Origin of the sequence: Providencia burhodogranariea DSM 19968 (assembly GCF_000314855.2) — a bacterium.
In the GTDB taxonomy this organism is placed as follows: Bacteria; Pseudomonadota; Gammaproteobacteria; order Enterobacterales; family Enterobacteriaceae; genus Providencia; species Providencia burhodogranariea.
Genome location: NZ_KB233225.1, coordinates 206,524 through 227,584 on the forward strand (window position 1 = coordinate 206,524; position 21,061 = coordinate 227,584).

16 protein-coding genes and 1 pseudogene are annotated in these 21,061 nt (G+C 38.5%); 12 read left to right on the forward strand and 5 right to left on the reverse strand.

The genetic code is table 11. The features are described 5' to 3' along the window. Nucleotides 1-2: 2 nt before the first annotated feature. The 4 genes and pseudogenes from cyoA to OOA_RS16820 all read right to left on the reverse strand — a co-directional run bounded on the left by cyoA (nt 3) and on the right by OOA_RS16820 (nt 4,586). Nucleotides 3-950: a cytochrome o ubiquinol oxidase subunit II gene (gene cyoA, locus OOA_RS16805; RefSeq protein WP_040691820.1), complete on the reverse strand. Its 948-nt coding sequence runs from the start codon at nt 948-950 to the stop codon at nt 3-5. Between the two features lie 426 nt (nt 951-1,376). Next, a pseudogene (locus OOA_RS16810) lies at nt 1,377-2,147 on the reverse strand (nucleoside-specific channel-forming Tsx family protein). A gap of 246 nt (nt 2,148-2,393) precedes the next feature. Further along, nucleotides 2,394-3,896 (reverse strand): muropeptide MFS transporter AmpG, encoded by a 1,503-nt coding sequence (ampG, locus tag OOA_RS16815; protein WP_008913370.1) that lies wholly within the window; start codon nt 3,894-3,896, stop codon nt 2,394-2,396. A 111-nt stretch (nt 3,897-4,007) separates the two neighbouring features. Continuing rightward, nucleotides 4,008-4,586, reverse strand: coding sequence for a YajG family lipoprotein (locus OOA_RS16820; RefSeq protein ID WP_008913371.1), 579 nt, complete (start codon nt 4,584-4,586; stop codon nt 4,008-4,010). Between the two features lie 297 nt (nt 4,587-4,883). Here OOA_RS16820 and bolA point away from each other — a divergent pair, with 297 nt between their 5' ends. From bolA to OOA_RS16865, 9 genes are all read left to right on the forward strand, one after another. Next, nucleotides 4,884-5,222, forward strand: a complete 339-nt coding sequence (gene bolA, locus OOA_RS16825) for a transcriptional regulator BolA (protein ID WP_008913372.1) — start codon at nt 4,884-4,886, stop codon at nt 5,220-5,222. Nucleotides 5,223-5,579: 357 nt separating this feature from the next. Then, nucleotides 5,580-6,884: a trigger factor gene (gene tig / locus OOA_RS16830; RefSeq protein WP_008913373.1), complete on the forward strand. Its 1,305-nt coding sequence runs from the start codon at nt 5,580-5,582 to the stop codon at nt 6,882-6,884. 438 nt (nt 6,885-7,322) lie between these two features. Beyond that, nucleotides 7,323-7,943 carry an ATP-dependent Clp endopeptidase proteolytic subunit ClpP gene (gene clpP, locus OOA_RS16835; protein ID WP_008913374.1) on the forward strand — a complete coding sequence of 207 codons (621 nt, stop codon included), beginning with the start codon at nt 7,323-7,325 and terminating at the stop codon, nt 7,941-7,943. Between the two features lie 115 nt (nt 7,944-8,058). Then, entirely contained in the window at nt 8,059-9,336 is a 1,278-nt protein-coding gene (clpX, locus tag OOA_RS16840; RefSeq protein WP_008913375.1) for an ATP-dependent protease ATP-binding subunit ClpX, read from the forward strand. A 208-nt stretch (nt 9,337-9,544) separates the two neighbouring features. After that, on the forward strand, nt 9,545-11,971 hold the full coding sequence (lon, locus tag OOA_RS16845) for an endopeptidase La (protein WP_008913376.1): 2,427 nt from the start codon (nt 9,545-9,547) through the stop codon (nt 11,969-11,971). 231 nt (nt 11,972-12,202) lie between these two features. Continuing rightward, complete coding sequence (gene hupB / locus OOA_RS16850; protein ID WP_008913377.1) at nt 12,203-12,478, forward strand: nucleoid-associated protein HU-beta; 276 nt, start codon at nt 12,203-12,205, stop codon at nt 12,476-12,478. 173 nt (nt 12,479-12,651) lie between these two features. Continuing rightward, nucleotides 12,652-14,520 carry a peptidylprolyl isomerase gene (ppiD, locus tag OOA_RS16855; protein WP_040691826.1) on the forward strand — a complete coding sequence of 623 codons (1,869 nt, stop codon included), beginning with the start codon at nt 12,652-12,654 and terminating at the stop codon, nt 14,518-14,520. 146 nt (nt 14,521-14,666) lie between these two features. Further along, nucleotides 14,667-15,038, forward strand: coding sequence for a ComEA family DNA-binding protein (locus tag OOA_RS16860; RefSeq protein WP_008913379.1), 372 nt, complete (start codon nt 14,667-14,669; stop codon nt 15,036-15,038). Between the two features lie 212 nt (nt 15,039-15,250). Beyond that, entirely contained in the window at nt 15,251-15,685 is a 435-nt protein-coding gene (locus OOA_RS16865; protein WP_008913380.1) for an acyl-CoA thioesterase, read from the forward strand. Nucleotides 15,686-15,756: 71 nt separating this feature from the next. On the opposite strand, the gene queC is transcribed toward OOA_RS16865, so the two are convergent. Continuing rightward, nucleotides 15,757-16,455: a 7-cyano-7-deazaguanine synthase QueC gene (gene queC, locus OOA_RS16870; protein ID WP_008913381.1), complete on the reverse strand. Its 699-nt coding sequence runs from the start codon at nt 16,453-16,455 to the stop codon at nt 15,757-15,759. Between the two features lie 209 nt (nt 16,456-16,664). Between queC and OOA_RS16875 the strand changes: the two genes are divergently transcribed. The 3 genes from OOA_RS16875 (at nt 16,665) to OOA_RS16885 (ending at nt 21,034) form a co-directional block, all read left to right on the forward strand. Then, nucleotides 16,665-17,126: an Lrp/AsnC family transcriptional regulator gene (locus OOA_RS16875; protein ID WP_008913382.1), complete on the forward strand. Its 462-nt coding sequence runs from the start codon at nt 16,665-16,667 to the stop codon at nt 17,124-17,126. Between the two features lie 381 nt (nt 17,127-17,507). Continuing rightward, complete coding sequence (locus tag OOA_RS16880) at nt 17,508-19,253, forward strand: SmdA family multidrug ABC transporter permease/ATP-binding protein (RefSeq protein ID WP_008913383.1); 1,746 nt, start codon at nt 17,508-17,510, stop codon at nt 19,251-19,253. Beyond that, entirely contained in the window at nt 19,250-21,034 is a 1,785-nt protein-coding gene (locus OOA_RS16885; protein ID WP_008913384.1) for a SmdB family multidrug efflux ABC transporter permease/ATP-binding protein, read from the forward strand. The genes OOA_RS16880 and OOA_RS16885 overlap by 4 nt, the downstream gene beginning before the upstream one ends. Nucleotides 21,035-21,061: the final 27 nt, after the last annotated feature.

A 21,061-nucleotide genomic window follows, 5' to 3' on the forward strand; every position in this document is an offset into this window, starting at 1 on the left:
CCTTATTCCTCAGTGCCTGTATGAGCAGAGTGGCTCATATGCATAGAATGACCTGCAGATTCATCTTTCGACTCTACAGGTGCGTGACCTTTATGGTGCTCATGACCAAATTTGAGAACAATGTCTTGGTACAGATTAGGTTTCACGCTAGAGAAGTAGGTAACAGGAACGTTTGTGCTCGGCTTAGCGACTTCGTCGAAAGCTTGCATAGTATCCATAGTTTTTGGTGAGGCTTTCACCTTTTGAACCCACTCATCAAAACCTTGGCGATCTTGAGTTGCAATTGCATTAAACTTCATATCGGAGAAACCATGGCCACTATAGCTTGCAGAAAATCCTTTATAAGTGCCTGGTTCATTAGCGATCAAATGAAGCTTAGTTTGCATTCCTGCCATTGCGTAGATTTGGCCACCTAAAGATGGAATGAAGAACGAGTTCATCACCGAATCAGACGTAATTTTGAAATTGACAGGGACACCAGTAGGGAACGCAATTTCGTTAACTGTCGCGATACCTTGCTCAGGATAAATAAATATCCATTTCCAGTCAGCGGAAATAACTTCAATGGTGACAGGTTCCTGATCACTAACTAATGGCTGATAAGGATCAAGCTCATGAGTCGTTTTCCAAGTGATAGCACCTAGAATGATGACGATAATGATAGGAACAGTCCAACAGACTAACTCAATTTTATTAGAGTGAGACCAATTTGGACGGTAGGTTGCTGATTTATTGGATTCACGATATTTCACGGCAAAGATAATTGACATGAAAATAACAGGAATCACAACAACGAGCATTAAGCCGATTGCAATAAGAATCAGCTCTTTCTGTTTAACGCCAACGGCGCCTTTAGGATCCATCAACACCATATCGCAACCGCCTAATAATAAGGCAGCAGCAACCAGCGAGATTGCTCCAATGCTTTTTTTGTAGTTCATAAGTCTCATCCACGACCCCAAATGACAAAGATTCTAATTGTCGTTTCATCAGTGGGGGCATTCTACGGTAAGGTTATGTTAGTGTAAACAATTGTAAGGTAAAGAAATGGGATTGTTAGCTCTTTATGTTAATATGATCACATGTGACGAAATCATAATAAAAAAGTTAACAGTTAAGTAGATTATATCTGTCTTTAGAAAAAACAGTGGTAATAGTAAAGTATCCTTGTCATTTATCAAAGAAAAATATGTACAAAAGTGAGATGAAAATAAAGAAACTGATATAGGTTTTAAATGAAATTTCAGATTGAAATATAAATTTTCTAGCGATAAGGCGATTAAAACTACCTTATCGACTAAATGTCGTTAATTTTATTATAATGAATTGAAAATTTTGATTTTTATTTATTTATTTAGAAAGTTTTCTCTACGTATTTAGAATGTATACTTTAATGTATAAATGATTGCATCCTGATAAAAATCATCACCTAATTTATTATCGGCATAGCGATATTGAATGCCCGCTGATAAGTTTGGTGTCGCATTCCACCAAAATGCGAGAGCGCCATTCACACCATCGCGACCACCATTACCATAACGTTTATGGCGTGTGAATTCCATTTCTGTCCAGTTAGTGATCATGAAATCTTCTTCATACATTTTAAATCCATAGCCTGCTACCCAGCCTAATATATAGCCATTATTGCCTGAGTAATATGTTTGATCAACATAGTGCATTGCGATGAATGGCTTGAACCAGACATCACCAATTAACGTATTGTAGCCTAAACCATATAGGGTGTTAACTTCATGGAAATTACCACCATATTTAGCTCCGGGCATAGACCAAGTACCATAAACGTGACCATATAGGTTAAAACCTCTATCCCCTAAATAATAACGTCCAGTGGTTTTTATTGTATAACGCTGATTACGCCCTGGCTCTGTACGGCGTTTGTGAAATGGGTTTTCTACATCGAAAAAGCCATACAACTCTCCCCAATTGAAGTTAGCGCCACCTTCTAACTCAATATAGGCAAAATCTTTTTTTCGTGTAGTGTTTTCTGATTTAGTTTCGGTACGATGAGATCAGTCTAAATAGTTGATATTGATATCCGCGAAACCATTTTGGTAGCCAAGAAAGTCATCAGCATTAGCTGTTCCTGCTAAAGATGCAACAGCAGCGACGTAGATAAGTTTTTTCATAATATATAATTTTCACTTAATTATTTGCTTTGGTTATTATTGATGCTATCCAAATTTCAACCATCCATTGAATTATGGATGTTAGGCTTTTGATCTACAAATAAGAAATTAATTTAAATAATTAAGTTATATTAATCACTTTTTATTCGTTTTAGTGTCAAAATTTGCTAGTCGGATCTTGATTTTGAAATCAAAAAACCCGGAGTGAATTAGTTACACTCCGGGTTGGTTTCTTTGATTAATAATTTATTTCTTAACTATTTTACGTACAGCAAAGAAATCAAGGCACCCGCCAACGATTAAACTTATTCCACCAATACTGACACCTGCATTGAATATCATGTTTTGGTAATCGGGTAGGGCAAGCCACAATGATATATGAGAAGTGAATAGATAGATTTTAATGGGCGAGAAAGCAGTCACTAATAAAATTAGTAACCAAATTGCAAGAATGCTGATAGCAACAATGAGAGAATAAACAGCGGCCTTGTATGCTTTAGCATATTGTTCTCGACGCTGGAATAACCCTGTGGTTTGGGTATAAATCAATGAGGTTCTACAGGCAAGTAATAACAAAATACCCGGCACAGCAACGAAAATTGAAATTAAATAAAACATTGGCCAGCCATAGGTGCTGACAAAAATACTAGCAACAGGTCCTATATAGACTCTCCCAACAGCGGAAAGTGCAGATAGCAGTGCAAATTGTGTTGCTGATAATGACTTATTACATAAGGTCATTAGTAGGGCAACAAATGCTGCAGTACCCATTCCTGAAAATATATTTTCCAGAAAAATAATTGAACCCATGCTGATAATGTTGGGTGGTGTTACGGCAAGGAACCAGTAACCTATATTGGAAACGCCTTGTAAAATACCGAAGACAAATAGAGCTTTAAATAAGCTCATATTTCGCATTAAATAACCACCAAACAGCGCCCCTATAATAGTGGCGGTCATACCAACAGTTTTATTAACTGCACCGACTTCACTTAAGCTAAAACCAAGACCATTAAGTAAAAAGTTAGTATTGAGGGCCATTACAAAGGCATCGCCCATTTTATAAAAAACCAATAGCAATAGTATTAACCATGCATTGTTACGACTGAAGAATTCAGCTAATGGCTCGTAAATAGCATCTTTTAATGAGGTGGGTGCCGCACCGTTATCTTCTGGCTCTTTGGCGAGTAGTGTGGCAATAACACCAATCAACATCAAACCCGCCATGAGCAAGTAGAGTTGTTTCCATGTGAGGAATTTATCCGCCATCCATAACGCCAACCCACCGGAAACTAGCATGCTGATGCGGTAACCCATAACAGAAACTGCTGCGCCGAACCCGCGTTCTTCTGCGCTTAATAAGTCCGTTTTGTAAGCATCAAATACGATATCTTGTGATGCAGAGAAGAAAGCCACTGAGACAGCCAGTGCTGCTAGCCACCATAAATGTTCTGACGGGTTCATAAAACCCATGGCTGCAATACTAATAATTAGAAGGAGTTGTGTTGTTATCAACCAGCCTCTACGCCTACCAAGGAATGGTGGCGTATACCTATCCATCATAGGAGACCAAAGAAACTTTAAAACATAAGCTTGGCCGACAAGTGAAAAAAAACCGATAGTTTTAATATCAATGTTTTCAACCGTTAACCAAGCTTGTAATGTTCCCGCCGTAAGGGCTAAAGGCAGGCCAGAGACGAAACCTAATAGGATTAAAATGGCAGTATTGGGTAAAAAAACGCGGGACATAATCTTCCTATAGGTTCGCTATCTTATTAAATATTGAGTGTATGTTTAATAACCAGTTGTCAGTGTGACCATAACAACTGGTTATGCATTCAGAGGAGTAGTGAAGTTCAATTATCGAGAATTTTGTTTGATAAACTGAGTCAATTCTTGATCGTTTGCCATATCTGTTATCAAATCAGTCAATGCTGTATTGATTGCTTTTTCTATCTTGTCATTGCTTGCGCCTAACAGCTCTTGATTGTTGTAGTTACGTGTAAACGTCCGTGATTTTGTGGAACCATTTGGTGCTGTTGCATTCACTGTAACACTCGAATTGACAGTAATGTTATGACGTAAGTTACCTTCAGTGACCTGAGCATTCAATTGGTTTAGCTGTACCACTAAATTAACATTTGCGGGTGACGATACCATGAAGCCACGTGCAGCCATTTGTTTTTCCACGGCTTCCTGCATTAAATAACGCGGATCGCGTGAGGGTGATAATACGACCAAAGCACCATTCCGGTTAACTTCAGATAGTGATTTTGATGTTCTATTGTCGATACTGCTGATGCTAATTGAAGTGGCATTCAGTGTTGGATTTCTCGCTGGCAGTGTAATCTTGGGCTCAAGCGATAAAGTATTGTTACTTGTTGCACAACCTGCTAGAAGAAATAGTGCAAAAAGTGGAAAACAAAGTTTTCTTAACATAATTTTTCCAGTTCATCTTTCCTAATTGAGTACGTTCCGTTATGGTGCAACTTATGATCTACCCATAGTACATCGAGTTATTGCGATCTTGATTAAATGCAATTACCTAACTGAAACTCGAGCTATTTTGAGCATAGTACCATGTTGACGGATTTCTTGAATGATTAGGCAACATTTTCAGGAAAAATTCGCCAAATCGGACAACTATCATACCATTGGAGAGTGATTTTCCACTATCGCCACAAAAAAGATAACAAAAAAAACGTAAAATTTAGGGTTAATAAAGGAGTTATTTTTATGGATACGAATTCACCACTGGACATGCAATCTCGGGTTAGGCAAAAATTGCATGTAGCCTTTGACCCCACTCATCTTGAAGTTATTAATGAGAGCTATCAGCACAATGTCCCCCCGGGTTCAGAAAGCCACTTTAAAGTAATTTTGGTGAGTGAAAAATTCGAAAATAAACGTATGGTTGCCCGTCATCGTGAAATTTATGCTATTTTGGCGGACGAATTAGCCGGGAGCATTCATGCTTTAGCGCTCCATACCTATACTCCGTTGGAGTGGAGCGAATTAACAGATACTGCATTAAATTCACCGGCATGTCGTGGTGGTGGTAAAACAAGCGGGTGATTGACTCGTTGACTGTTTTGCTGTCATTCTGATGTGATAATTCACTCAATTTATGATGACGTTATTTTATATTGATGAATGTTTTTTCTTCAATTCTCTTGAAGAATGAATTTTTTAGTCAGAAAAGTCACAAATAAAGAGGAATAATTGCTTCTTTTATCGGCTTTTCTCGACTCAGAGCATATGCATCGGTATAATGTTGCGTCTAATTTTCAGTAAGGTTTCGGGACGCTTCTGATATCAGGGATGACCGTTGTGAAAACAACGCCCCCGGTTCTGGAAGGGAGAAGGTCATTAAAATTTAATGGCATAACTCTGGAGTAGACCGATCACTAAGATTTTTTTTGAGGTAAAAAGATGCAAGTTTCTGTTGAAACGACTCAAGGCCTTGGGCGTCGTGTAACAATCACCGTTCCTGCTGCCGATATTGATAAAGCAGTAAACAGCGAGCTGGTCAGCGTCGCGAAGAAAGTTCGTGTTGATGGTTTCCGTAAAGGAAAAGTACCAATGAACATCGTTAAACAGCGTTACGGCGCGTCTGTTATGCAAGACGTTCTGGGCGATGTTATGCAACGTAACTTCATCAACGCTATTGTTGAACAAAAAATCAATCCAGCGGGTGCACCTAGCTATAAGCCAGAAATGCTCGAAGATGGTCAAGATTTTGTTTACTCTGTTGAATTCGAAGTTTATCCAGAAATTGAACTGAAAGGTCTGGAAACTATCGAAGTCGAAAAACCAGTTGTTTCCGTTAAAGATGAAGATCTGGAAAACATGCTGGAAACTCTGCGTAAACAACAAGCTCAGTGGGCTGAAGTGTCTGAAGCAGCAACAGCTGATTCACGTATCACTATCGACTTTACTGGCTCTATTGACGGTGAAGAGTTTGAAGGCGGTAAAGCTGAAGACTTCGCACTGGTCATGGGCGAAGGCCGTATGATCCCTGGCTTTGAAGATGGCGTTGTTGGTCACAAAGCTGGCGAAGAGTTTGATATCGAAGTTAACTTCCCAGAAGATTACCATGCTGAAAACCTAAAAGGTAAAGCTGCAAAATTTGCAATCGTTCTGAAGAAAGTTGAACAGCGTGAACTACCAGAATTTACTGAAGAGTTTATTAAACGTTTCGGTATTGCTGATGGCACACTGGAAGGCCTGCGTGCAGAAGTCCGTAAAAATATGGAACGTGAACTGAAAAATGCGGTACGTAACCGTGTTAAAGCTCAAGTTCTAGATGGTTTGGTTAATGCCAACGATATCGAAGTTCCAGCAGCAGTTGTTGATGGTGAAATCGACGTTTTACGTCGTCAAGCGGCTCAACGTTTTGGTGGCAACGAACAGCAAGCGATGGAACTTCCTCGTGAATTGTTTGAAGAACAAGCTAAACGTCGTGTTGTTATTGGTTTGCTGTTAGGCGAAGTGATCAGCACAAACGAACTGAAAGCTGATGAAGATCGCGTTAAAGTACTGATCGAAGAAATGGCATCAGCTTACGAAGATCCGTCAGAAGTTATCGAATACTACAGCAAAAACAATGAACTGATGAATAGTGTTCGTAACTTAGCATTAGAAGAACAAGCAGTAGAAAAAGTTCTTGAAGCTGCTAAAGTCACAGAGAAAGAAACTAATTTCACTGAGTTGATGAACCAAGTTCAAGCTGGTTAATTTTACTTTTTGAGTTGTTCAAATGATAAACCCGTAGTGTTGCGCTACGGGTTTTTTGTCAATAAGAATAAAATAGCCTTGAAAATAATATTTATGCCCTAATCTTGATATGAATATTACAGTATTATATTCAAGGTATTTATACCGTTATTATCGGTTAGATACGGTTTAATCTGAAAGCACAAATCAGTGAATCCTTACAGACTTGTGTTAAACTATTTTATAGAGCGTCTATTTTCTGCTGCATAATTAGCATCGTTGAAACTCACTTTTCTGAAATACTTAAATTAAGTCAGACGAAATAAAAAGTGAGCGAATATATGCAAGAGACAGAAAATTTAAAGACAAATTGTTTGTTTGTGGCAGCATTTTTGCCCTAAAGTCGGGTAGACAGCAAATTAGGCGCAAGCACCAGAAAGTTTTTAATAGGAGATTTTGATGTCACATTTTGGCGGTCAGGAAAAGCTAGCATCCCAAATGGCATTAGTGCCAATGGTCATTGAGCAGACCTCTCGGGGTGAACGTTCATACGATATTTACTCACGTCTGTTAAAAGAACGTATTATCTTCCTGACTGGTCAGGTGGAAGATCATATGGCGAATTTAATCGTCGCACAGATGCTATTTTTGGAAGCAGAAAATCCAGAAAAAGATATCCAGCTATACATCAACTCCCCCGGCGGTGTGATCACTGCGGGTATGTCAATTTATGACACCATGCAATTTATTAAACCAGATGTTAGTACTATTTGTATGGGGCAAGCTTGCTCAATGGGTGCTTTCTTACTAACGGCTGGAACAAAAGGCAAACGCTTCTGCTTGCCTAATTCTCGTGTCATGATCCACCAACCTTTAGGTGGTTATCAAGGCCAAGCAACAGATATTGAAATTCACGCTCAGGAAATTCTGAAAGTAAAATCTAGAATGAATGAATTGATGGCACTGCATACAGGTAAATCCATCGAAGAGATTAATCGTGATACTGAACGTGATCGTTTCTTATCTGCGAATGAAGCTAAAGAATATGGTTTAGTCGATCAAATTTATACTAGCCGTTAAATTAGCTAGCACATCGACTTAATACATTTATTAATATTAAAGAAATTTATTACTTTGTTTATTCTATATAATATTTTGATTAAAAAAGTAATATGACTATAAGTGAGGTCACCTGATGACAGAAAAGCGCAAAGAGGGATCAGGTAAACTGTTGTACTGCTCTTTCTGCGGAAAAAGTCAGCATGAAGTCCGTAAGCTGATTGCCGGTCCATCAGTCTATATCTGTGATGAATGCGTCGACTTATGTCTCGATATCATCCGTGAAGAGATCAAAGAGCTGGCTCCTCATCGTGAGCGTAGTGCGCTACCGACACCCCATGAAATTAGAGAGCACCTTGATGATTACGTCATTGGCCAAGAAAAAGCGAAGAAAGTTCTAGCTGTTGCTGTCTACAATCACTACAAGCGTTTACGTAATGGTGATACTACAAAGGAAGGGGTTGAACTCGGTAAAAGCAATATTTTGCTGATAGGCCCAACGGGTAGTGGTAAAACATTGCTTGCAGAAACACTTGCTCGTTACTTGGATGTGCCATTTACGATGGCAGATGCGACAACATTAACTGAAGCTGGTTATGTGGGTGAGGATGTTGAAAACATCATTCAAAAACTCCTACAAAAATGTGACTACGATGTTGAAAAAGCACAACGTGGTATTGTCTATATCGATGAAATTGACAAAATTTCTCGTAAATCGGACAACCCATCGATTACTCGTGATGTTTCTGGGGAAGGTGTACAGCAAGCATTGTTGAAACTGATTGAAGGAACAGTTGCAGCAGTTCCACCGCAAGGTGGCCGTAAGCATCCACAGCAAGAGTTTTTACAGGTTGATACATCTAAGATATTATTTATCTGTGGTGGTGCTTTTGCTGGCCTTGATAAGGTTATCGGTCAGCGTTTAAATACACGTTCAGGCATCGGGTTCGCTGCTGAAGTTAAAGGCGAATCAGAAAAAGTAACTGAAGGTGCATTATTAGCGCAAGCTGAGCCAGAAGATTTGATTAAGTTTGGTCTTATTCCTGAGTTTATTGGTCGCTTACCTGTCGTTGCAACCTTGACTGAACTGAGCGAAGAAGCATTGATTCAGATTCTGAAAGAACCGAAAAATGCATTAACAAAACAGTATCAAGCGTTATTTAGTCTTGAAGGTACTGAATTAGAGTTTCGTGAAGAAGCGTTAAAAGCTATTGCGAAAAAAGCGATGGCACGTAAAACCGGTGCTCGAGGTCTACGTTCTATTGTTGAGGCTACATTGCTAAATACAATGTATGACCTACCTTCTATGGATAATGTAGCTAAAGTAGTTGTTGATGAGAATGTTATTAATGAACAATCTGATCCATTACTGATCTACAGCAAGCCTGATGCCCAAGCCTCCGGTGATAATTAACACCTAAGATTTAGCTCAAATTAAGTCATAAAACAAAATGAGGGTCTTTCCCTCATTTTGCTTTTTATGTTTAAGTACCATTGAATGCTAAAATCTTGTCCCCATATAGTTTATATTCTGAGTGCGGTTTCTTTGTTTTTAAATAAAGATTTTTAAGCAATAATCGGAAACCCTTAAACTAGCGTGAGCTAAACGAAGAGAGAGCTTTATGAATCCAGAGCGTTCCGAACGCATTGAAATACCAGTATTGCCTCTGCGTGATGTAGTGGTATACCCACACATGGTGATCCCACTGTTTGTTGGACGTGAAAAATCCATTCACAGTCTGGAAGCAGCGATGGATCATGATAAGCAAGTTATGCTGGTAGCCCAAAAAGAGGCCTCCACTGATGAGCCTGGGGTTAATGATTTATTTTCTGTTGGTACAATAGCTTCTGTTATCCAAATGCTAAAACTGCCTGATGGAACAGTTAAGGTATTAGTTGAAGGGCTTAAAAGAGCGCGTATTAGTAGTTTGACTGACAATGGTGAGTATTTCTTAGCTCAAGCGGAATACTTAGAACCTGAGTCAGCAAAACACACCCCAGAGACCGAAATGTTTTATGATGAAGAAGGCACAAAAACGCCATCTTCAGATGTTCTTGATGAAAAAGAACAAGAGGTTCTCTATCGCACAATTGTTAGCCAGTTTGAAAGTTACATCAAACTGAATAAAAAAATTCCACCTGAAGTCCTGACATCACTGCATTCTATCGAACAAGATCAACTGGATAAACTAGCTGATACGATAGCATCTCATATGCCACTTAAATTGGCAGATAAACAGCGTGTGTTAGAGATGGCGAATATTTCAGAGCGCGTTGAATTCCTGATGGCAATGATGGAATCAGAAACTGAGCTGCTACAAGTTGAAAAACGTATTCGTAATCGTGTTAAAAAGCAGATGGAAAAAAGCCAACGTGAATATTATTTGAATGAGCAAATGAAAGCCATTCAAAAAGAGCTTGGTGAGATGGATGATGCGCCGGATGAATATGAATCGCTGAAACGTAAAATCGAAGATGCGAAGATGCCGAAAGAGGCTCATGAAAAGGCTGAAGCTGAATTACAAAAGCTAAAAATGATGTCACCAATGTCTGCGGAAGCGACTGTCGTACGTAGTTATATCGATTGGATGGTTCAGGTACCATGGAATAAACGTAGCAAAGTTAAAAAGGATCTGGTTAAGGCGCAAGAAATCCTTGATACAGACCATTATGGCTTAGATCGCGTTAAAGAGCGTATATTAGAATATCTGGCAGTACAAAGCCGAGTTAGCAAAATTAAAGGGCCAATTTTATGTTTAGTTGGACCTCCTGGAGTTGGTAAAACGTCTCTTGGCCAGTCTATTGCGAAAGCAACTGGTCGTGAGTATACCCGTATGGCTCTAGGTGGTGTTCGTGACGAAGCTGAAATTCGTGGACATCGTCGTACCTATATCGGTTCTATGCCGGGTAAACTGATCCAGAAAATGGCAAAAGTTGGCGTTAAAAACCCACTATTCCTGTTGGATGAGATAGATAAAATGTCATCTGATATGCGTGGTGATCCTGCATCAGCACTTTTAGAGGTGTTAGATCCAGAACAGAACGTTGCATTTAACGACCATTATTTGGAAGTTGATTACGATCTTTCTGATGTCATGTTTGTGGCAACATCTAACTCAATGAATATTCCGGCTCCATTGTTAGATCGTATGGAAGTTATTCGTCTTTCTGGTTACACCGAAGATGAAAAATTGAATATTGCGAAACAACACTTGTTATCTAAGCAAATTCAGCGTAATGCATTGAAAAAAGGTGAGATAACAATTGAAGATAGCGCATTAGTAAGCATTATTCGCTACTACACACGTGAGGCTGGGGTTCGTAGTCTTGAGCGTGAAATCTCAAAATTATGCCGTAAAGCAGTTAAATCCTTATTAATGGATAAAAAGCTTAAACATATCGAAATTAATGCTGAAAACTTAAAAGACTTTTTAGGTGTGCGTAAATTCGATTATGGACAAGCTGATACAGAAAACCGCGTAGGGCAAGTTACAGGCTTAGCATGGACCGAAGTGGGTGGTGACTTACTTACTATTGAAACAGCATGCGTTCCTGGTAAAGGGAAACTAACTTATACCGGTTCTCTTGGTGAAGTTATGCAGGAGTCTATTCAAGCTGCATTAACGGTTGTACGTGCTCGAGCAGAGAAATTAGGTATTAACAGCGATTTTTATGAAAAACGTGATATCCATGTGCATGTTCCTGAAGGTGCGACACCTAAAGATGGCCCAAGTGCGGGTATTGCAATGTCGACTGCATTAGTTTCGTGCTTAACGGGAAATCCAGTAAAAGCAGATGTTGCTATGACTGGTGAAATCACACTCAGAGGACTTGTTTTGCCGATCGGTGGGCTGAAAGAGAAATTACTAGCAGCGCATCGAGGTGGTATTAAAACAGTACTGATTCCATTTGAAAACAAGCGTGATTTAGAAGAAATTCCAGAAAACGTAATTGCTGATTTGGAGATTCACCCAGTTAAAACAATTGAAGAAGTACTCTCTTTAGCGTTACAAAATCCACCATCTGGTATGGAAGTTGTAAAAAAATAATCGAAAAAGAGTGAGCTAAATCAAGAAGTTTGTAAAAAAGTGAGGCTGACAGCTAATTTTGGGATTGTCAGCCTTTTTTTTCGTCGCTAATTTAACGATGATTCTGATAATTATTTGGATATAATCTGTTCTCTTGCCATTGGCATTCAGGATTGATATAACGACTGCATCATTAATTAGCTTAATAGTCTAATTAAGATCATAGTCAAAACTAATATGGGGATGATAAGAGTGAATAAGTCTCAACTGATTGATCAAATCGCTTCTGAAGCGAATATTTCTAAAGCTGCTGCAGGCCGTGTTGTTGATGCATTTGTTGCATCAGTAACAGGTTCACTGAGCAAAGGTGATGATGTTGCTTTAGTTGGCTTTGGTACATTCACTGTTCGTGAACGTGCTGCTCGTACAGGACGTAATCCACAAACAGGTCAAGAAATTAAGATTGCTGCGGCAAAAGTACCTGCTTTCCGTCCGGGTAAAGGCTTAAAAGACGCGGTTAATGCTTAATACAGTTTTATTTTGAGTTTGTTTTATTTTTTCTAAAACTCACACTGACTGAATATTATTAATCAGCTAATATAGAGGCGTACCATGGAAATGGTGCGCTTTTTTTTCAATCTGAGTTAAGATTAGCGTATTATTAAGAAATTGAATTCAACAAAGCGGAGTTAAGCCTTTTTATGATGGACAATCTACGCACGAAGGCAAATAGTCCTTTTATCAAAGTGCTACTGGGTATTATTATTCTGTCATTTGTGCTGACAGGTGTTGCCGGTTATGTAATTGGCGGTTCAAGCAATGATGCTGCGGAAGTTAATGGACAGTCAATTAGCAGGGAACAATTACAACAGGCTTTCTCGCAAGAACGTCAATCTTTACAGGAATACTTGGGTGATAAGTTTTCTGAAGTTGCTGGTAATGAAGAAAGCATGAAGTTATTGCGTCGCCAAGCGCTTGATAACTTAATCAATAATCAATTGATTAATCAATATGCAAACGAATTAAATCTATCGGCTAGTGATGCGCAAATAGAAAAAGCTATTTTTGCAATGCCTGTTTTCCAAACTAATGGGCAATTTGATGGTGACAAATACCGTCAAATCTTAGCGCAATATAATGTCAACGCAGATAACTTTGCGGCTCAAGTGCGCAGTGACTTAGTTCGCGCACAATTAGCAAGCTCTTTCACTGGAACAGATTTTACTTTGCCTTCAGAAGTTAAAGCTTACGCAGAGCTATTTTTACAAGAGCGTGAGATTCGCACTGCAACACTTTCTTTAGCTGATGCTCAAGCAAAGCAGTCAGTAACAGATGATGAGATCAAAGCTTACTATGATGCGAATCAAAATAGCTTTATTTCACCTGAAAAAGTACAAGTTAGCTATGTTGAAATGGATGCTGCAGCGATGCCTGAGCAAACTGTTTCTAACGAAGAAATGAAAGCCTATTACGAGCAAAACCTGAAAAATTATACTCAAGCAGAACAGAGGCAATACAGCATGATTCAAGTTGCGTCTGAGAAAGAAGCTAAAGTGATTGCTGATGAACTAAAAAAAGGTACTGACTTTGGCGCGCTAGCAGCTGAAAAATCAACGGATAAATTTAGTGCTGGCAATCAAGGTGTTATTGGTTGGATGGAAAGCGCATCAACCCCAGCTGAAATTGTTAGTGCTAATTTAATAGAAAAAGGCCAAATTTCAGTACCTATTGAGTCAGGAACAAATTTTGTTATTTTCCGTTTAGATGATATCAAGCCAGAAAGTATCAAGTCCTTTGATTCAGTCAAAGACAGTCTGCAAAGTACGCTTACCCAAGAAAAAAATGTTAAGCAGTTCTATGACTTACAACAAAAAGTCAGTGAAGCAGCAACAAACGACAATGAGTCATTGATTTCTGTAGAAGATATCTCTGGCTTGAAAGTTGTCACAACGGATTGGTTTGATAGAAATAATCCACCTGCGGCACTAAATTTTCCTAAAGTTGTGAATGAAGTCTTCAGTGAACGTTTAATTGATAAAAACGGTTCTACGGGTATTAACTCTGATGTGATTAACGTTGAAGGTGATCGAGCATTTGTCGTCCGTGTTTCTCAATTTAAGCCAGAGCAAACTGAATCATTAGAAACGGTTAAATCTGACATTGAAACGTTAGTTAAGCGCCAAAAAGCAGAAGCTATGTTAAAAACTGAAGGCGACAAACTGGTTGTAGCATTAAAAGAAGATAAAGGTGAGGCTGCATTAAGTGCTGCTGGAGTCCAATTTGGAACTTCTGAAACGGTTTCTCGTCTTATGCCTCAAACACCAGTCATCGGTGCTGCAATGGCAATGGCTAAACCTGCGAAAGGTAAAGCAACTTATGCGACTGCACGCGATGCACAAGACAATTTAGTTGTGATCCAGCTTGATCAAGTAATGCCTGGTAAAGCTTCTGAAAGTGAATTAACGCAATTAACCAAAGATTACAAAGACATGATGGGTGCAGCTGTCAATGAGGCTCTGATAATGAACTTACGTAATAACGCTAAAATTGAAGTATTAAATCTCGAATAAATTGCAAATCGCTTCGCAATTCCGGATGTAATAACCAGTCTATCAAGGCCACCTTTGGGTGGCCTTTCTCATTGTTATATTCATACAAAAGCTTTTGCAGTATGGCTTTGGCATTGTGTTATCTCAACTTAAACAGGAGAATCACAATGACATGGATGAAATTAATAAAACAAGGGATAAATAGTGCATTGGTAATGTCAGTAATATTTATGTGCTCACCTCAGGCGCTAGCAAAAAAAATAGAGCCAGATAAACCAGTGATTACGGCCGTGAATAAGAAGTCTACAGAGGATAGTTCTCCAACAGTTAGTTCGCAAAATCCTAGTCAGGTTAACATCAACCAAGCAAGTGCTGAGGTGTTAGCTGAAAAACTTAATGGTATTGGTATGCAAAAAGCTAAGGCAATTGTGGAATATAGAGATAAATATGGGGCATTTAATTCAATAGAGAATATTTTGGAAGTTAAAGGTATAGGACCTTCATTTTTGGAAAAAAATAGAGATAAATTAATTTTATAAAGTGATTAGTGCCTACTGATTTATGTAGGCACTCATTTTTACATAATGAAATTAAATGAAGGTATAAGTATGATTTAGCGCTCATTAATAATGTAAACTAATGTAGTTATCATTAATTATTTTTATATAAGTCAAATAACTAATATTGTTTTGGCGAAAGACCTAATTCTTTGTTATCTTTTTGTAATCAAATTAAACTGGTCGGAGTAGTTATGGCAACGCAAATAAAGGTTCGTGGCTATCATATCGATGTCTTTCAACATGTTAATAACGCGCGTTATTTAGAGTTTTATGAATCAGACAGTTGGGCTTGGTTGGATAGACAACATTTTCATGATTGGGTTCGGAAACGTAAATTTGCTATGGTTGTTGTTAATATAAATGTGAACTACTATCGAGGTGCTATTATTGGTGATGAACTTACCATAGCCAGTCGTGTTGAGAAAATTAATGCTAAAAATTTCAAATGTTATCAACAGATAACGCGCGAAAGACAAGGTAAAAAAGAAATGATTTCTGATGCGTTGATGAAATTTGTTTTTATCGATGTAGTTTTAAATAAAGCGGTTGTCATTGACGGCGAGCTTCTTGAAAAAATCGAGCAGTTAGAACAAATATCAAAAAACGATGCTAACGAGTTTATTTAAATTTAATATTATGACCGGAAAGCCAGCAGTTACTTTCTGGTCATATCACATTTGTTATAATTGATGTTTTACTAATTAAGGTTGATGAATTTTTTTAATGAAGATAAAACCATATCTTTATTATTTAAATAGTGATTTAAACCTTTGCTACGAAGGTGGCATGCAGCACATTCTCCACAACCATCGCCTTGTATTCCATTATAACAGGTAAGAGTCTGTTCACGTATGGTTTGTAAGTGCCCATAATAGTCGGCTAGAGCCCATGTCTGTGCTTTATCTAGCCACATTAAAGGGGTTTCAAAGCGTATATTTTTTGCTAATCCTAGACTAACAGCATGGTTTAGCGCTTTGACAAATTCATCTCGGCAATCAGGATAACCAGAGAAGTCTGTTTCGCATACACCCGTAATAACAGCTTCCGCTTGAACTTGATAAGCATAAATCGCGGCGAGAGTTAAAAAGAGAATATTTCTTCCCGGGACAAATGTACTAGGAAGGCCGCTTGCTTCACTCTCATCAAAACTAGGTACAGGAATATTGTCACGAGTTAGACTGCTAACGGCTAATTCATTGAGGAGTGTGACATCTAATACTTTGTGTGCAGCAACACCTAGAGAAATACTTAATTTTTGTGCAACTTCGATTTCAAAACGATGGCGTTGGCCATAATCAAAAGTGATGCAATGTACCTCATCATAATCTTTTAGTGCTTGGATTAGACAGGTAGTCGAATCTTGCCCACCACTGAACACGACAACAGCACGTTTCATAAACACTCCTCTCATTAAATAGAATTTTATATGGTCATTTTTCGAGAGATCTATGTTAACGATGCTAGATTAGGATGAACAGCGTTAATTTTACCTATGATCATTAAGTGATAAACTATTTATGTTGTGGTAAATCAATTTGGATAAAATAATCCTATGATTAATGGAAACGATGATATTTTATTGCAAACATATAAAAGAGAGTGAACATGCTAGATAAGATAGATAAAAAATTACTACGCTTATTGCAACATGACAGTAGTCTATCCTTGAATTCACTAGCGGAATCAGTCAATTTAACCTCCACACCTTGTTGGAAAAGACTGAAGCGCTTAGAAGATGATGGTTATATTCGTGGTCGTGTTACTTTACTTGATGGCGAAAAATTAGGTTTAGGTCTTACCGTGATTGTGATGATCAAAACACAGCACCATAATAGCGAATGGTATGAGCAATTTGTGTCATTTGTTAGCCAATTACCCGAGGTATTAATGTTCTATCGCATGGCAGGCGAGTATGATTATTTAATGCAAGTTGAAGTCAGTGATATGAAGTCATATGACTTTTTCTATAAAAAATTAGTCAATGGCGTTCAAGGTCTAATTGATGTAACGTCTAGTTTTGCAATGGAAAAAATCAAGTATACTACTGTGCTACCTATCCCTGATTAGTAATGTTAGTCTAGAGGCTGTTGGTTTTGGAAGGTCGAATTTAATTCGAATTAAAAAGCCCTTATTTAAAGTAAAAAAACTAAAGTGAATTATTTGTAGCCGAGTGAACTAGGTTAAATTCGCTTAACACAGCGAAAAATCGCTTTTAAGTGAACCTGAAGTAATTGAATCCGAAAGGTTCTTTTCATTTTCCTCTTGGAGGGGGTAGTTTTTTTTAATCAGTCTAATGTGCTATATGATAATATTACTATTATTTCAATCAATGTACGTAGTAAAAATAAACAGCAAAGGTCAACAATCCCTATAATTTATCTGTCATTTGCATCAGCAGAAATGCTGAATAACGGCAATGAATCAAACCTCATTCAAGGCAATAACTAAGTGCGATTATTTTCACAACTACTCTGGTATTTTATTAGTGAATGGCGACGCTATGCTGGCGCAGTTTGCTTTTTAATTATCATTGCTATTTTACAGCTTATTCCACCACGACTTGTGGGGATTGTTGTAGATGGCATTAGCAATGAAACGATGGCTATGAGCCAATTGGTTTCCTATGTTGCATTGATGATATTGATTGCTGTTCTTATCTATGGGCTACGTTATGTTTGGCGGATTTGGCTATTTGGTGCTTCCTATAAATTAGCAGTACAGCTACGTCAAAAATTCTATCGGCAATTAAGTCTTCAGAACCAATCCTTTTACTTGAGATACAGAACTGGAGATTTGATTGCTCGCACGACTAATGATGTTGATCGTGTTGTCTTTGCCGCAGGGGAAGGGGTACTCACGTTTGTTGATTCACTCGTGATGGGCTGTGCGGTACTTATTATGATGAGTGTGGAGATTAGCTGGCAACTGACACTGTTAGCGTTGATACCTATGCCTATTATGGCTCTTGTCATCAAGCGCTATGGCGATCAACTTCACCATCGCTTTAAGTATGCTCAAGGAGCATTTTCATCTCTGAATAATCAAGCGCAAGAAAGCTTAACTAGTATTCGCATGATTAAAGCGTTTGGTCTCGAAGAGCATCAATCTAATCAATTCGAACAAGTCGCCACGGAAGCTGGGCGTCGTAATATGCATGTCGCTAAAGTCGATGCACGCTTTGACCCGACAATTTTTATTGCTGTAGGTATGGCTAACCTCCTTGCTGTTGCTGGGGGAAGTTGGATGGTGTTACAAGGCACTTTAACTCTGGGTGAATTAACAAGCTTTATTATGTATTTAGGTTTGATGATTTGGCCAATGCTCGCACTAGCATGGATGTTTAATATTGTTGAACGCGGTAGTGCTGCTTACAGCCGTATTCGAGCCTTGCTCGATGAACCTTTAGTTATTGAAGATGGACGTGAATCACTTCAAGCAGAAAGTGGAGAGTTAAACGTAGACATTAAGTCTTTTATCTATCCAGACACAGAACGTGTAGCACTTCATGATATTAAATTTGATCTTAATCCGGGGCAATTTTTAGGGATCTGTGGGTCAACGGGAGCAGGAAAATCAACATTGATTACTTTGCTTCAACGTCAATTTGATCTCACAGAAGGTTGTATTAATTATCAAAATAAACGATTGCCAGATATTCGACTCGATGAATGGCGAAGTCGTTTAGCGATAGTTAATCAATCACCTTTTTTATTTTCAGATACCATTGCAGGAAATATTGCATTGGGCGATCCACAAGCAACGATGGAACAAATTGAAGAGGCTGCTCGTATAGCTTGTGTTCACGAAGACATATTGAGATTACCAGAAGGATACCAAACACAGGTTGGTGAAAGAGGTGTGATGCTTTCAGGTGGACAGAAACAGCGGATCTCTATTGCACGAGCTATTTTGCAAAATGCAGAAATTTTGATTTTAGATGATTCTCTATCTGCCGTTGATGGCCAGACTGAGTTTACTATCTTGCAAAATTTAAACCGCTGGCGACAAGGTAAGACACTTATCATCAGTGCGCACCGTTTATCGGCATTAGTAGAGGCTGATAATATTATCGTGTTATCACAAGGGGGCATAATTGCAGAGGGAATTCACGCTTCTTTAATAGCTCAGCCGGGTTGGTATAAAGATATGTATCATTACCAACAAATTGAAGCGGCTTTGGATGGTGATTTATGAGCCAGAGAAAACCACTATGGCCAGCTTTAAAACGCCTATTAGCCTATGGTAAGGCTTACCGCAGAGCGATGTCAATTGGAGTCGTGATGCTATGGATTGCCGCGATTGCTGAGGTTAGCGGGCCATTACTTATAAGTTATTTTATCGATAATATGGTTGCAAAAAAACAAATCATTATGCCGTTGGCATTGTATATGGTGGTTGGTTTTGTGTTATTACAATTAATAGCTGCGTTTTTGCACTATTATCAAAAAATATTATTTAATAAAACAGCTATCGGTATAGTACAAACGTTGCGTACTGATGTGATGAATGCTGCATTAAGGCAGCCGTTGAGTGCATTTGATAAACAACCTGTAGGGCAAATTATATCTCGAGTTACGAATGATACTGAAGTGATCAAAGATCTATTTATTATGGTTGTACCGACGGTATTTCGTAGCTTAGCACTGATTTGTACCATGCTCATCGCAATGTTCACTCTTGAGTGGCGTATGGCTTTGGTTGCTATCATGATATTTCCTGTTGTTATGGCTATTATGGTCATATACCAACGCTTGAGCACGCCCATAGTTCGCCGTATTCGTTCTTATCTTGCTGATATTAATAATGGTTTCAATGAGATAATTAATGGAATGACAGTGATTCAGCAGTTTCGTCAACAAGCACGGTTTGGCGAAAAAATGCTTGAATCTAGCCAAGAACATTATCGTGCTCGAATGAAGGCATTGAAACTCGATGGATTATTGCTTCGCCCTTTATTAAGCTTGATTTCTGCATTGGTTCTTTGTGGCTTATTACTATTGTTCGGATTAGATGGAACAGCAACCATTGGTGTTGGTGTTTTATATGCATTTATCAATTATTTAGGGCGTTTAAATGAACCATTGATTGAGTTGACTTCTCAACAATCGATGTTGCAGCAAGCAGTCGTGTCTGGAGAGCGAGTATTTGAATTAATGGATAGTCCAAAGCAAGGTTATGGTGAAAATATACAACCATTACAAGGCGGTGCTATCGATATTCAAAACCTATCATTTGCATATCGTGAAAATAAAAATGTGCTAAATGATATTAACCTTCATGTTCCTGAAAATAGTTTTCTTGCATTGGTAGGGCATACAGGTAGTGGTAAAAGTACCATAGCAAACTTGATTATGGGCTATTACCCTTGGCAGAAAGGTGAGATTTTACTTGATGGGCGAAATTTGCACTCGCTTTCGCACCAAGTTCTACGCAATGGCATCGCAATGGTGCAACAAGATCCTGTCGTATTAGCGGCATCATTTTTCGATAATGTTGCATTAGGGCGAGATGTGACACAAGAAAAAGTTTGGCAAATGCTAGAAACAGTACAGCTAGCTGAATATGTACGCTTATTGCCTGATGGACTTGATACACTATTAGGTGAGCAAGGGAATACGCTTTCTGTCGGGCAAAGGCAGCTGCTAGCGATAGCTCGTGTATTAGTTGTGACCCCCAAAATTTTAATTCTTGATGAAGCAACAGCTAATATCGATTCAGGAACTGAACAAGCAATTCAAAAAGCACTGCGGATTATTCGAGAGACAACAACATTAGTCGTTATTGCTCATCGATTATCTACGATCGTTGATGCGGAGCAAGTTGTTGTGCTCCATCGTGGTGCAATTGTTGAGAAAGGAAACCATGCACAATTGCTACAACAAAAAGGGCGGTACTTCCAAATGTACCAGCTACAGCAAGTTGGGGAATCATTAAATTCACATGATGATACCGTGTCTGAATCAATTTTAATCTAGTTATTGTTGCACATTTGTAATGCATTC